Source organism: Chryseobacterium sp. FP211-J200, from assembly GCF_001643375.1.
Classification (GTDB): Bacteria; Bacteroidota; Bacteroidia; order Flavobacteriales; family Weeksellaceae; genus Epilithonimonas; species Epilithonimonas ginsengisoli.
Genome location: NZ_LSHB01000072.1, coordinates 1 through 14,542, shown reverse-complemented (window position 1 = coordinate 14,542; position 14,542 = coordinate 1). Strand labels below are relative to the sequence as shown.

The 14,542-nt window shown below is 37.6% G+C and carries 14 protein-coding genes; 7 read left to right on the top strand and 7 right to left on the bottom strand.

All coding sequences use genetic code 11. The annotated features are described in order from the left end of the window. Window positions 1–269 precede the first annotated feature (269 nt). The gene (locus AXA65_RS18110) at window positions 270–2,513 is read left to right on the top strand and encodes a prolyl oligopeptidase family serine peptidase (RefSeq protein WP_086048270.1); all 2,244 of its coding nucleotides are present in this window, start codon (window positions 270–272) and stop codon (window positions 2,511–2,513) included. Between the two features lie 64 nt (window positions 2,514–2,577). Here the strand turns inward: AXA65_RS18110 and AXA65_RS18105 are convergent, their stop codons facing one another. The 3 genes from AXA65_RS18105 to AXA65_RS18095 form a co-directional block, all read right to left on the bottom strand. Continuing rightward, window positions 2,578–3,219, bottom strand: coding sequence for an alpha/beta hydrolase (locus tag AXA65_RS18105; protein ID WP_063971463.1), 642 nt, complete (start codon window positions 3,217–3,219; stop codon window positions 2,578–2,580). Between the two features lie 70 nt (window positions 3,220–3,289). Continuing rightward, window positions 3,290–3,856, bottom strand: a complete 567-nt coding sequence (locus AXA65_RS18100; protein WP_063971462.1) for a YceI family protein — start codon at window positions 3,854–3,856, stop codon at window positions 3,290–3,292. A 177-nt stretch (window positions 3,857–4,033) separates the two neighbouring features. After that, a complete protein-coding gene (locus AXA65_RS18095; RefSeq protein ID WP_063971461.1) occupies window positions 4,034–4,606 on the bottom strand; it encodes a hypothetical protein in 573 nt (190 codons plus the stop codon). 217 nt (window positions 4,607–4,823) lie between these two features. On the opposite strand from AXA65_RS18095, the gene AXA65_RS18090 reads away from it, so the two are divergent. The 4 genes from AXA65_RS18090 (at window position 4,824) to AXA65_RS18075 (ending at window position 8,444) form a co-directional block, all read left to right on the top strand. Further along, entirely contained in the window at window positions 4,824–6,191 is a 1,368-nt protein-coding gene (locus tag AXA65_RS18090; protein WP_063971460.1) for a DUF1800 family protein, read from the top strand. 12 nt (window positions 6,192–6,203) lie between these two features. Beyond that, complete coding sequence (locus AXA65_RS18085; protein ID WP_063971459.1) at window positions 6,204–7,400, top strand: DUF1501 domain-containing protein; 1,197 nt, start codon at window positions 6,204–6,206, stop codon at window positions 7,398–7,400. A 134-nt stretch (window positions 7,401–7,534) separates the two neighbouring features. Further along, window positions 7,535–7,957 carry an organic hydroperoxide resistance protein gene (locus tag AXA65_RS18080; protein ID WP_063971458.1) on the top strand — a complete coding sequence of 141 codons (423 nt, stop codon included), beginning with the start codon at window positions 7,535–7,537 and terminating at the stop codon, window positions 7,955–7,957. 58 nt (window positions 7,958–8,015) lie between these two features. Further along, window positions 8,016–8,444, top strand: coding sequence for a MarR family winged helix-turn-helix transcriptional regulator (locus tag AXA65_RS18075; protein ID WP_063971457.1), 429 nt, complete (start codon window positions 8,016–8,018; stop codon window positions 8,442–8,444). Window positions 8,445–8,501: 57 nt separating this feature from the next. Here AXA65_RS18075 and AXA65_RS18070 read toward each other — a convergent pair whose 3' ends face one another. Then, the gene (locus AXA65_RS18070) at window positions 8,502–9,524 is read right to left on the bottom strand and encodes a 3-oxoacyl-ACP synthase III family protein (protein WP_063971456.1); all 1,023 of its coding nucleotides are present in this window, start codon (window positions 9,522–9,524) and stop codon (window positions 8,502–8,504) included. A gap of 534 nt (window positions 9,525–10,058) precedes the next feature. Here AXA65_RS18070 and AXA65_RS18065 point away from each other — a divergent pair. Both AXA65_RS18065 and AXA65_RS18060 read left to right on the top strand, forming a co-directional pair. After that, window positions 10,059–10,961: a CorA family divalent cation transporter gene (locus AXA65_RS18065; protein WP_063971455.1), complete on the top strand. Its 903-nt coding sequence runs from the start codon at window positions 10,059–10,061 to the stop codon at window positions 10,959–10,961. A gap of 5 nt (window positions 10,962–10,966) precedes the next feature. Continuing rightward, window positions 10,967–11,881, top strand: coding sequence for a hypothetical protein (locus AXA65_RS18060; protein WP_063971454.1), 915 nt, complete (start codon window positions 10,967–10,969; stop codon window positions 11,879–11,881). Window positions 11,882–12,146: 265 nt separating this feature from the next. Here the strand turns inward: AXA65_RS18060 and cas2 are convergent, their stop codons facing one another. Genes cas2 through AXA65_RS18045 form a run of 3 tightly spaced genes read right to left on the bottom strand, consistent with a single transcriptional unit; the run spans window position 12,147 to window position 14,420 of the window. Continuing rightward, window positions 12,147–12,485 (bottom strand): CRISPR-associated endonuclease Cas2, encoded by a 339-nt coding sequence (cas2, locus tag AXA65_RS18055; protein ID WP_063971453.1) that lies wholly within the window; start codon window positions 12,483–12,485, stop codon window positions 12,147–12,149. Between the two features lie 51 nt (window positions 12,486–12,536). After that, a complete protein-coding gene (gene cas1, locus AXA65_RS18050) occupies window positions 12,537–13,430 on the bottom strand; it encodes a type II CRISPR-associated endonuclease Cas1 (protein WP_063971452.1) in 894 nt (297 codons plus the stop codon). Between the two features lie 6 nt (window positions 13,431–13,436). Next, entirely contained in the window at window positions 13,437–14,420 is a 984-nt protein-coding gene (locus AXA65_RS18045) for a hypothetical protein (RefSeq protein WP_063971451.1), read from the bottom strand. Window positions 14,421–14,542: the final 122 nt, after the last annotated feature.

Genomic DNA, 14,542 nt, shown 5'->3' with positions numbered 1-14,542 from the left:
TTTCATTCAGTTTGTAAATGTTTTTGTTTTCAGTAGTAAAAGTAATAAACTTAAAATTGAATTAATTTAATTATGCACTACGAGTTCATTTTAATTAATATAAAATAAATTTCAGTTAAATTTAATGAAAATAATTCAAAATATATTTTATCAAATCAATTTTTTATTTAAATTAGATAAGTATTTATTTTTCAACGACTTCACTTAAATAAATTATATTTCTCGCCTTTAATTCTAAATTTTATTGATTCAAAGATTAATTATCATTAATGAAAAAAAAAACAAAAATTGAAGATGATATAAAGTCAGCGGTGAAAGTGGAGAAAATCACTTCAAAAAATAACCTAAAAACCAAACTAATGAAAATTCAAACTCTTGCTCTCCCTGCTATCGTATTAGTAACAAGCACTTTAAAAGCACAGTATCAATATCCCAAATCAAAAACGGTGGATGTCGTGGAAACGCATTGGGGATTGGAAATCAATGACCCGTACCGCTGGATTGAAGATATCAAAAATCCGGAAGTCATCAACTGGTTCAAGGCGCAATCGGAATACACCAATTCTCAATTGGCAAAAATCCCAGGACAGGAAAAATTAGTCCAAGAATTCCGAGAACTGGATGCGATGCGCTCTGTGCGCTACAATCCTGTTGCAAAAGCGGGTGGAATGTATTTTTATGATAAAAGTCTGCCTGGCGAACAGGTGAATAAGTTTTATTCTAAAGACATCAAAACAGGAAAAGAAACCTTGATATTTGACCCGCAAACCCACGTTGCAGGTAAGACATTTGACTTTGAAACGTTTGTGAGCAATGACGGTTCGCGTATTCTATTTTCTTTGAGTGAAGCGGGAAATGAAGTGAGTGATTTGCATATTTATGATGTAAAATCGGGAAAATTTTTACCAGAAATCATTCCTTTGGCGCTGGGACCATCGTTCGTTTCGGGAAGCAACGACCAAATCACGTACACACAACTGAAAAATTACGATGTGCACGACCCAGAAACGATGTTGAATATGCCATGTAAAATTCACATTATTGGAACGCCGGTTGCATCGGACAAAATTGTCATCAGCGCGATTACGCATCCAGATTTTGGTCTGCAACCTCAGGAAATGCCGAGCTTGATGACTTTTGAAAATTCTCCTTATCTATTCTTGGTAAAATTCACGGTTGAAAAAAATCTCACCGTTTATTTTGCTCCCAAATCTGAACTGAATCAAACTAAAATCAATTGGAAACCTCTGACCACAACGTCTGACGAAGTTCAAAATATCATTGCTTACGGAAACGATTTGTACTTGCTTACTGCCAAAGGAAATCCTCATTTTAATATTCTAAAAACCAATTTACAAAACCCTGATTTGAAAAAGGCAGAAATTGTTTTCAAAGGAAATCCGGAATGGAAAATTTCTAAAATACATCCGGCTAAAGATTTTATCATCATTAATAAAAGTAAAAATGAATTAATCATTAAGCAATCTTTTTACAATCTAAAAACAGGGAAACTCTCATCACCAGAAATCAATTTGCAAGGCAATATCAAAGCGAAAAATATCTCTACCCAAGACAATGAAATCCTGCTTGTAAACAGCGGTTGGAATATTCCCAATCAATTTTCAACCTATGATTTGGAAACAGAAAAGATGACCAAAAATCCATTTGAAATTGTTTACAAAATGCCATTCGTCAAAAATCTGGTTGTGGAAGAAATTGAAGTGCGTTCACACGACGGCGCAATGGTTCCGCTGAGCATCATCTATGACAAAACCAAGGTGAAACGCGATGGCACGAGCATCGGATATATGTATGGCTACGGTTCTTATGGCACTTCGCTCACGCCGACTTTTCGCACGGAATTCATTCCATTGTTAACTAAAGGAACCGTGATTGCCGTTGCGCACATACGAGGCGGTGGCGAAAAAGGCAACGACTGGCATTTGGGCGGAAAGAAAACTAACAAACCAAATACCTGGAAAGATTTCAATGCGTGCGCAGAATATTTGATTCAAAATAAATATGTTTCCCCTAAAAAAATGGCAATTACTGGCGGTAGTGCGGGCGGAATTTTAATCGGTCGTGCCATAACAGAGCGACCAGATTTGTACAGAGTTGCCATCCCAGAAGTTGGGATGATGAACACCTTGCGGGCTGAATTTGACCCAAATGGCCCTGGAAATATCGCAGAATTTGGAACAATCAAAGATGAAGCGGAATTCAAATCTTTGTTGGAAATGGATGCGTACCACCACATCAAAAAAGGTGAAAATTACCCTGCTATTCTGGTTACCACAGGCTTCAATGACCCAAGAGTTGCAAGTTACAATCCGGCAAAATTTGCGGGGAAAATGCAAAATGAAAATGGCTCCAAAAATCCCGTTTTCTTAGTTGTAAACTACAATGCAGGACATTTTGGAGGTAGTACAAAAGATGAATATTTCAAAGAAGAATCTAAGAAAATAGCTTTCATTCTTTGGCAGTGTGGACATCCTGATTTTCAGATTAAATAAAATCAACAAGTCTAAACTCAAAAAAATAAACGCAAAAAATCCGGAAAATCGAGATTAATTTTCATCAAACAAAAATCGTCTTCAAAATCTCCGAAACTTCTTTCGGTTTTGTAGCCGGGAAAAGGTGTGTCGCATTTTTGATCACGAAATCCGGTTTTGAATTTTTGATGGGGAAAACAATGTCTTTGTCCGCCAAAATCTGAATGACATCAGGAATTTTATCGAATTTCCAATGCGCCACTTTGTCCATCGACCATTTGAGGTAATAGGGATCTTTTACTCTGAAGTATTGCGTGAGTTTTGGATTTTTCGGGTCGAATAATTTTCTAAAAAACGAATAGAATAAAGTCGTGTTGCCATTGAAAACTCTTACAGGAATATATTTGATGGCATTGGTTTTTTGGCCAGCTTTGATCAATTTTGACTTTTCTGCGTCACAACGAATACTTCCAAGAATAACGATTTTTTTCGCTGGTTTCAATTTGTGAATTTCTTGTACGATAATTCCGCCGAAAGAATAACCCAACAAATAGAATTGCTCTGAATCATCTATGGATTCTGACATTCTTAAAACATAATCGTGGAAATCTTCATTGAGATTTGGAATCAGCCAGGGAATGTGAACGACCTCAATTCCTTGATTGAAGGTGAGTTTTTCCAGGACTTTTTCGTCTGCGCCGAGACCGCTTATGGTGTAAAGTTTCATTATTCAAATTTAACAACAAAAAAAGAGCAGAAAAAAATCTGCTCTTCGAAATTATCTATTTTGGATAAAATTATTTTACGCTGATTTTCACTTTCATATCAACTTCGTCTTTTACCATTACATCTTGCATTGTAGATTTGTAGGCTACGTCAAATTTCTGTCTGTCGAAAGAGAATTTGTCAGACTCCAAAGTCACAATACCTTTAGAAGAAGTGATTTTTGCAGGGAAAGAAACTGGTGCCGTTTTACCTTTCACAGTCAGGTTTCCGTTCACTACAAAGTTGTAATCTTTGTTTGTGTTTTTCTTTACAGAAGTGATCTTGTAAGTCGCAGTCGGGAATTTTTCAACTTCGAAGAAATCACCGTTTTTCAAGTGACCGTTCAGTTTACCTTGGTATTCTCCACTTAGATCTGTAGAAGTCAAACTTGTCATATCCAATACGAAAGTTCCACCTACCACTGCTCCATTCTTAAGAACAAGGTTTCCAGATTTTACGTTGACAGTTCCATCGTGAGAAGATGCTTCTGTTTTAGCGATTTTATAACCCCACCAGTGTACGTCTGAGCTTGTTAATTTCTTTGTTTGTCCGAAAGCCAATCCGCTAACCAATACTGCAAGTAATAATACTTTTTTCATTATTTTTTTAATTATTTAATGATGCAAATCTACTTAGAATGATTCAAAATAAATATTGATGTATGATAAGTTTTTAAAAAATAAAGCCCACATCCGAAAATGAGGGCATTATTTTTACATAGTTTATTGAAAAATGTTTTGATTTCTTCGATTCTTAAAGAATGAAAAAATTAGAATTTACTTTCCTAAAGGAATGTTGTAGCTAAATCCTACGCCAATTGCTCCAGCATTGTAATCCTGGTCTTCAATCTGACCTTTGTCGCCAGTAAATGTTTTGTTGTACTGAGCAAAGAAATTCCAGTCACGATTGTGGTAACCAATTTCTGGTTTTATGTAGAAACCACCGTCCGGTCTATCTTGAGGATGATTTTCAGCAACTTTATCATCACCAACGATGAATCCATAACCTAAGTCAGCTCCGAAATAGAATCCCATTTCCTTTGGATAGACTCTGAAAAGTGCAGCGACAGGAATTACGCCAAAATCATTATTTTTAACCTCCACACCATTAATCGTTCTATCTTTTCCAAAATAATTGTTGTAACCAGTCGCGATACCCAAACCAAAACCTGGTGTAACCAAATGCTGGTAAGATAAATCCACGCCTAGGTTGGCAGCAGTATTACCACCTGTGGAAACACCACCATTCAAACCTACTTTTAACATATTAGTCATATTAGCACTTTGTGCAGATAATAATCCTCCCGCTAAAATCCCAGCTCCTGCTATTAATTGTTTTAAAGACTTCATATTTTTAAATTTTAAATTTTACAAGTGACATACTTGTAAATACCGTGCCAAAGTTTATCAATTGTTTGACCAATCTAACATTGCTGAAATCAATCATCTAATTTCCAATTCATTAAAGTCATAATTAAATATTAAAACTTATTCATAAATCTATGTTTTCATAATTTTTGCTTTAACTAAAACCGATTTCTAAAGTCAAACTACAAAACATCCTGCTATGAATAACTTTCTAAAGAATAAACATTTGGCTTCCAGAGCGGGTTTTGGCGTTCATCACAATGATATTGAGAAATTGAAGAACAGCAATCAAAAGAAACTTTATGAGGAACTGAAATCAATTTCCAATTACAAACCGATTGAAATTGAAGCTTACAAAATTTCTTACGCACAATATCAGGACATGGCCAAATCGACCGATAAAAAGCCAGTCAATCTCTATAATAAAAATCACAATGCAGCCATAGGAAAGGCTTGGCAGGATTTAATGATCAACAGCCCTGATCAGCTTCAGGAAAAAATGGCACTTTTCTGGCACGGCCATTTTGCCACGAGGATTCAGCAGTCGATGTTCAATCTTGAGATTATTAATATTTTCAGGAAGAATGCCTTGGGCAGTCTCCGAGATCTGGTATTCGAAGTTTCGAAATCGTCGGCAATGTTGAATTTCCTTAATAACCAACAAAACAAAAAAGCAAAAGCCAACGAGAACTTCGCCCGGGAATTGATGGAACTTTTCACGCTCGGAAGAGGAAATCTTTACACGGAAAAAGATATCAAAGAATCTGCTCGGGCTTTCACAGGCTGGAGTTATGATGAAAATGGGGAATTCCGTGAAAACTTAAAACAACACGATTCCGGAGAAAAGGAATTTCTGGGAAAACGAGGAAACTTTACGGGAACAGATATCATTAATATGATTCTTGAAAAGCCGGAATGCGCGGAATTCATAACCACCAAGATTTATAAATATTTGGTAAATGAAACGCCGGACGAGAAATTAATCAAATCACTCAGCCAGAAATTCTACGAATCGGATTATCAAATTCTGACGTTGTTGGATGAGATTTTCCTTTCCAACTGGTTTTATTCCGAGACTAATATTGGTGCCAGAGTCAAATCTCCGATTGATTTGATTATCGGAATCCGAAGGATAATGCCGATGGACACGAAAGATGGAAACACCATTTACAATTTCGAAAGACTTCTCGGACAACAGCTTCTCCAACCACCAAACGTCGCAGGCTGGCCATCAGGAACCGAGTGGATTGACAGTTCCACCCTATTATTAAGAATGAAAATTCCATCTGTAATGGCTGGCTACAAAACACTTGATGTAGAACCAAAACCAAACGATGACGTGAATATGGGTAGAGGCGAAAACAAAGTCGTCGTAAACAAAAACCAGAATAAAATCAGCATCCACTGGGAAAGCATCACTAATATTTTGGAAGGAGACCTGTTCAGTTTGCTCTTACCAAATCCCACTGAGAAACTTAGAAATATGATTAATGAGTTCAATACGGACAAGAGTAAACAGCATTTGATGATTAGTATTATGTCAACTCCGGAATATCAACTTTGTTAAAAATAAGCCATTATGATTATTAATAGAAAAACCTTTATACGAACCAGCAGTCTTGCCGCCGCCTCCTTTCTGTTCCCGAATTTCCTAAGTGCGCTTACTCTTCCGGAAGCCATTGAAATCAACGGAAAAACGCTCATCATTCTTCAACTTTCCGGCGGTAATGATGGACTGAATACAATTATTCCCATCAAAAACGATATTTATTACAGTTCAAGAAATCAAATCTCTATTAAAGAAGATACTGCGCTTTTGCTGACGGATGAAGCAGCCATCAATCCAAGTCTTAAATATTTCAAAAACCTTTACGACAACGGCGAATTGGCAGTGATGAACAACGTTGGTTATCCCGAACCGAACAAATCGCATTTCCGAAGTATGGACATTTGGCAATCTGCGAGTGGCAGCAACGAATTCATTAATTCCGGCTGGCTCGGAAGATATCTCGATGAGGCTTGCCACGATTGCACCAATCCGACGCAGGCGATTGAAGTTGATGACCTGCTAAGCCTCGCAATGAAAGGCGAAAACAAAAAAGCAATCGCCCTGAAAGACCCGAAAAAATTATTCGATAACAGTCAGGAGTCGCTTTATAAAAAACTGGCGGCGGACAATCACGACCACGACCACGATTTGGCGAGTTACCTTTACAACACGCTCGGAAATACGGTCAACAACTCGGAATATATATTCAAAGAAAGCAAAGCGAAACCGACAGACAAAGTTTATCCGAGCACGCAAATTGGAAAGGACTTCAAAACGATTGCTTCATTGATTAAATCTGATATCAACACGCAAGTCTACTATCTCTCTGTCGGCAGTTTTGATACGCACACGAATCAGAATCAGAGACAAAATCAGTTGTTTAAAACCATTGATGAAGCGGTGGAAGTTTTTGTGAAGGATATGAAGGGGAACGGGAAATTCGATGATGTGATGATAATGACTTTTTCGGAATTCGGAAGACGTGTCGCACAAAATGCGAGCAATGGGACTGACCACGGAACGGCTAACCAAATGTTCTTCATCAGTGGTGGACTCAAGAAAAATGGACTTTTAAATCCACTTCCGGACTTAACCAAACTTAATGACGGCGATTTGATTTACACCGAAGATTTCCGAAAAGTCTATGCCACAGTTCTGAAACGATGGCTGAATACCAACGACCAGAAAATCCTCGGAAAGGATAATGGTTACTACGATTTTATTTAAATTTTAAAGTCAAAAAACATCTTTATAGTTTACATCAATCATCGGTTTTGATGTAAACTTCATTTTAAATTGTACACAATATAATTTTACACCATACATTTGTCACATCAAATTATAATTAAATCATCAACAAAATGAAAACATTGTACACAATTGGCGCTACAGCCACAGGAGGAAGAAACGGAAACGTGAAAAGTGATAACGGAATTCTTGACTTAGAAGTGAGAATGCCAAAAGGTCTAGGTGGTGCAAACGACGATTTTGCCAACCCGGAAATGCTCTTCGCAGCAGGTTATTCAGCTTGTTTTGACAGCGCATTGAACTTGGTCATCAAACAAAGCAAAATAGAAACTGGTGAAACTACGGTTACAGCGAAAGTAGGAATCGGACAAATAGAGAACGGCGGTTTTGGATTGGAAGCCGAATTGCACGCAAACATTCCGGGTGTTTCTTTGGAACAAGCTCAGGAATTGATTGAAAAAGCACATCAAGTCTGTCCTTATTCTAATGCGACAAGAGGAAATATGGAAGTAAAATTGACCGTGAGCAACGATTAATAAAAACCAAATTCTGTTATCTTTGAAAATTGCAAAAGATCAAATTAAAAAGCCCAATATGGAAGATCTACTAAAATTAGATAAACAATTATGTTTTTCTGTTTACGTTTTACACCGTGAAATAATGCAGTGTTATCGACCTATTCTGAAAGATATTGGGCTGACTTATCCGCAATACATCGCAATGATGACGCTTTGGGAAAAGGACGATTTGACCGTCAATCAAGTTGGTGAAATTTTGCAATTGGATAATGGAACTTTGACACCTTTATTAAAACGTTTGGAATCCAAAGATTATCTGACGCGGAAACGAAGCAAGGACGACGAACGCGTGGTGAAAATCCACCTCACAGAAAAAGGCAGGAAGTTAAAGGAAAAAGCCACTTGCATCCCAATCGAACTGGCGAAAGCAATGAATCTGAGTCTCGAAGAAATGACGCAGCTGAAAGCTTTATCTGATAAAGTCATCAGGCAAATCAATGAGTAGCAAAAAGCGCTATTTGGAAATCCGGATAGCGCTTTTTTTATTTTTGATAGAACTGAATTAATATTCAAACAAAACACTTCCCCAAGTGAATCCACTTCCGAAAGCCGACATACAAACCAAATCCCCGCGTTTCATTCTGCCTTCCAGGATGGCTTCACTCAAAGCAATCGGAATAGACGCTGCGGTCGTGTTTCCATATTTTTGGATATTAACAAAGACTTTTTCGTCTGGTAAATGAAGTAATTGCTGAACGTACTGCGCAATTCTGATATTCGCCTGATGTGGAATGAGTAAATCCAAATCCTCAATTTTCTTACCTGCTTTTTCCAAAGCTTCCAAAATCGTTTCTGGAAATCTTGTCACAGCGTGTTTGAAAACGAAGTTTCCATTCATCACAGGATAGATATCTTCTGAGGTTACAGAGTCTGGGTTTGTCAATAACGTGTCGCTCCAGCCCAATTTGGTTCCAGGGAATTTTACGGCAAGTTCTTCTGCATATTTCCCTTCGGAGTGCATATTGACCGACAGGATTCCTTTGGCGTCGGCATCTTCACTGGCCGATAAAACCACTGCGCCTGCGCCATCGCCGAAGATGACAGAAACACCTCGGCCAGCATCAGAAAAATCCAATCCGAAAGAATGGATCTCTGCACCGACTACCAACACATTCTTGTACAATCCAGATTTGATGAAAGCATCTGCAACACTCATCGCATAGACGAAACCTGAACATTGATTTCTAACATCCAAGGCGCCTATCGTTCCACAACCCAGCAAGTCCTGCAAAAGCACGCCTGAACCAGGAAAATAATAATCCGGAGATAATGTTGCAAACACAATATAATCAATGTCTTGAGCAGTGAGGTTGGCATTTTTAAGCGCTATTTCTGACGCTTTGAAACCGTAGAAAGAAGTCGTCTCTTCAGAATCGACGCGGTTTTTGCGGTGTCTTCTTTCCTTGATGCCCGTTCTCTCGGTGATCCACTCATCGTTGGTGGTCATCAGTTTGGAAAGGTCATCGTTGGTCACGATATTTTCAGGAACGTAATGGCCTACGCCTGCAATCACACTTTTGATCATTTTGTCATTTTAAAAGTACCTGCAAAAATAATTATTTTATTTGTTACATAGGTTTTTTTATTAGAAGTTAGAATTGAGAGGTTAGATATTAGATTGATTTGCAATTAAATAAATAATATATAATGGATAGTTCTTTTGTCTTGACACAAAAGAACAAAAAGGTCAAGACTGGGATACTCAGCTAAAATTTTAAATAAATTCCTAAAAAATCTAAACTTGCTGCCAGCGCATTTCCTGTATTAGCTTCAAACAGTGGATTTTTCTTAACGTAATTTCTTTAAAATTTCTTAATGCTTCCGTTTCCAATGTCGAAGCAGCTGAACATTTCAATGGATGACAAATGTTGATTGTTGCGCAGCGCAGCCCGACTTGAGTGGAGCTCTTTTTGTTATTGCGATTGTATAAAAGTTCAAGCTATGGCTTCCCGTCTATCGCAATGACAAAAAAGCGGGAACGGAAGGCGGATAAAGCTGCCCAAATAATTTGAATGAACGATTTGTATCAAGTCATTGTAATTTTATTTAGTTTTGCGATATGCCAATCGAACAGAAATACAAATCAAAGCACTGGGAATGGGTGGATGTCACGGCACCGACCGAGGAAGACCTGCAGTTCCTGCATCAGCGTTATCACATCAATTACCTGCTTTTGGAGGATACGATAGACCCGAACCACCTTCCGAAATACGAAGAAGTGGGCGATGTGAAGTTCTTTCTGACCCGCGAATCCACCGATCTGGAGAAGCGGACGCTGAATACCATCAGTGATATCAGCAGTAAACTGGGCATTTTCTTGTTGCCAAACCTCATCATCACCACGCACCGGACCAAGAGCAAAAGCATCAACGAATTGTGCTCAGAATTGGACAAAGAAGATATTGATGCGGTGAAAAAAGATGACCTGGCCTTGCGACTGGCTCTTAAAATTATGAAAAGCTTCGACGACGAAAGTGCCAGTCTGCTAGAAGTGATGGATGCGATGGAAAACGAGATATTCCTCAAAAATACCAACGATTCTGTCCAGATCCGGAGGCTTTACAAACTGAAACGCAAGTCTGGCCTCAATACCAGGATCCTGAATATGTCAGGCGAATGGATCTCAAAATTCAAAACCCTTGATTTGGAGGATGTGCAGGTGATGGACCTCATCGATAAGCAGAAGGATGTGATTGCAGATTTTGACCACCTGAATGCACAGACAACCAACTTGATATCGATGTTCCTGGCGCTGTCTGACCAAAAAGCCAACCAAGTGATGAAGCTTTTGGCCATCTATTCGGTTTACTTTTTACCAATCACCTTCATTGCCGGCGTCTACGGGATGAACTTCGACAATATGCCGGAACTGCATCACAAGCTCGGTTATTACTTCACGATCGGCGTGATGCTGACGATTGTGATCGTAACGTTTATCTATATGCGTAGAAAACGTTGGTAGCATCTATGGATTCAGAATTGATGATGTTCTACAATGTAGAAAATCTCTTTCCGCCGGATTCGGAATCTGATGAAAAGCCAGCTTCCGGATTCCGCAATTGGGACAGTTACAAGTACAGCCTGAAAATCCGAAAACTCAGCAATGTCTTTCGATTTATTGAGGAAGACCACGGGCAATTACCTTCCATCATTGGTTTGGCTGAGATTGGCGATAGATTGGTCTTAGAGGATTTGATTAATGAAAATTCCCTGATTCAGAATTATGAGATCGTCTATCAAAGATCGCAAGACTCCAGAGGATTGAGTGTTGCCTTGCTGTTTGATCAGGCGAAATATACCTTAGTACAATTCAATACTTTGAAATTTCAAATGGACGAGAGTTTGGCATTTGATACCCGCGATATTCTTCATGCAGAACTCTTGTTCGAGGAAAAAAAGCTTCACATTTTTGTTTGTCATCTGCCATCCAAGAGGGAAAAAGATGTTAAGAAAGCGCAACGGAACTATATTATCAATCAACTACACAATACCATTCAGGATTTAGTAGAAAAAAAAGAAGCAATCATCTTAATGGGTGATTTTAATGAGAATCCAGATGCTGAAGAATTGCAGCAATTGCTTCTAGATGATAACGGCGATATGATGCTGAGCAATCCTTTTGAATCATTGTATCTCAACGACCAATTTTCTACCTATCACGGCAAGAAAGGCCTCTGTTTTGATCAGATCTTGTACACTGAGGATTTGATTTTGGAACAATTCAATTTCCAAACTATTTCTGGTGAAATCTACAGCACAGTCCGACTGCGGAATAAAGACCGCAAGAATAGCAACTATCCTCTGAGGACCTATTCCGGGTCGAGGTATGTTGGTGGTTGGAGTGACCACTTTCCGGTGGTGGTATCCTTAAGTAAACATTAGTAATACTGAATTGCTAATTACTTTTATTTTTAAATACCTTTAGATAGGAAATGACTCTTACATAATTTCGTTTTCAGGTAGGAAAGTTGTGAATTGCTTTCATTTTTGAGTATCTTTGAGATATCACACAACAGCGCAGTTACTGCTATTACATTTTCATCGTTGTGAATTGCTTTCATTTTTGAGTATCTTTGAGATACAACACAACCTCAAAAGTTAATCCACTGATTTTCAGTGGATTTTTTATTTATTTAGGATTCAAAAATTAGAACAATTCCAATTGCTGGAAGGTCGGTGGCGGTTCTTCTTTATTCCTGGCAAAGAAAATCTCGATGTCGCCAAATTGCTTATCTGTGATGCACATTATTGCCACCTTACCTGCTTTTGGGAGCATAAACTTCACTCTTTTGATATGCACCTCAGCATTTTCCCGACTCGGACAATGACGCATATACATCGAAAACTGAAATAGCGCAAAACCATCATCCATCAAAGCCTTACGAAAGCGGTTCGCATCTTTCATATTGGCTTTGGTCTCTGTCGGCAAGTCGTACAATACTAAGACCCACATAATTCGGTAATCATTAAACCTTTCGGCATTCATTTTCTATTGTATTATGTACGATGTAAAAAGTACAATGACCAAACTGTTCATTTATTTGAACTCAGGATAAGAAATTAATCGTTTTTCCCCTATGTAGCATTTGTAAAGCGAAGTAGCAGTTGTTTTTACTGCCACTAACAATGGTCTTGTTTTACCGTCTATCAGCACATCCTTGGTTGCGATTTGCAAGATGTGGGCTTTGAATTCTTTTGTCAGTTCTTCAACATTTGGATTCTTTGTCAACCAATCCATCACCAGTAAATCTACAAATGGACGGTAAGGTTCCATCAAATCATCTGCAAGACAATAAGGATTGTACTTATTCTTATGGAAAATACCGAGGACAGGAAGCAAACCTGTTTCCACAATCGCTCTTGCCACAATACTTCTGAGAACAGCATATCCAAAGTTGAAAAACTGATTGGGTGAATCGCCAAAATGCTGTCTGAGAAAATCCAAACTGATGAGATATTTCCAGTAATGCTGAGCTGCAATACCTTCCATATTTGTAATGTCGCCACTTTTCACGTTGCTTTGATAATCAAGCATTGGTTCAAAATAATTCCCTAATCTTCTTAAAACTTCTTTCTGATTTTCAATTTTACACTCAATTGTTTGTTTCCAGAGTTGTTTTTTGAGTGGTTCGCTAGCTTCTAGCTGGTCTTTGATTCTGTCAGAATGTTCGGTATGCCCGTAAAGCGGCAACATAATTCCGTGTGGTAAATGATGGGAATCGCAACTGACCACGACGACATTATTGCCCATCATTTTCTGAATCAGTTGGTGGGAAATAGTAATCTGAAAATGGTCCAACATCAGCAAACCCAAATCTTCCACTGGAACTTTCCCCTTCATCTCATTGGAAGAAGGTTCCATAATGTACATTTGCTCGTCTTTAAGCTTTAAGTAAGCAGGATTGCCAATATAGATGGAGCGGGTGATCATATCGTGTTACTTTACTTTTGAAATATTTCCTAAACGATCTATCTCTAACTTCCAGCAAATCTTTTTGACTTGTGTTTTACCATCAATCATATTTTGGTGTTTGTTTTGTTGACTTCCAAGACCGAATTCATTTTGAATTAACTCTTTTTCAGAAATGTTTATTTTATTACTTTCATTTAATTCTTTAAAAATATCCTTGTTGCTTTTTCCGTGAAATCTCCATATCGGTTTTGATGTAGAGTAAGGAACAAAGTTTGCGACGTCTACACTTCCGTCAACATATTTATAAATTCTCTCAACTTGTTCTTTACTCAAATTATTAAAATCAACTTCTGAGGGGTTGTCTATTTCTTCAGCTGTAGGTACATACACTAAATCTAATGGTGACAGTGTGAATTTCCAATAATATTCTGCGTTATCTGATTTCTCATCATACACTATGGTTGGCAAAGGATTTAATCGTTTTGATTTATCTTGTTTTAAGGTTTCTATTAACTCCATCAATCCAATATCCTTAAACTTTCGGTCTCTTACTTTATTTCCGTCATCATCCTGATAAACCCTTTCATAAAAGCCTAAATAAAGATTTGAACCTGCATCATTTACTATATACTGTTTCGATTTAACGGAATCTGCATTTTCTTCGTTCAATGCTCTTTGATTACCAAATCCTCTTGTGATTTTTACTTTTAAAATTGGTTTATGGCTTTTCCCTTCATTTAGTTTCAAAATATTGTGTGGCTTATTCATCTCTTCAATTGCATCAGGAGTAAAAGCAATCTCAGGATGTTCTTTTATTTTGTCCGTAAATTGGTTATCATTTCGGAAGTTATGCTCTGAAACTTTATCTACAAATACATTTAGTTTGGAATAATCTATCTTTTTATATTTGTATTTGCCCTCTCTTAAATGTTCAACAAAATCATTTAATGTATTAAATCCATTTGCAATATCGTTTACAATAGCTTCAAACTCTTGTTTTTCTAACAACGAATCCAAATACTTAACAGCTTCTTCAAAAGGTAATTCAACTGTATCAAATTGTTGTAATTGATTAATTAATACTCGTAGTGCATTATTACATTAATTCAATTTTAAGTCTATTCATTTTT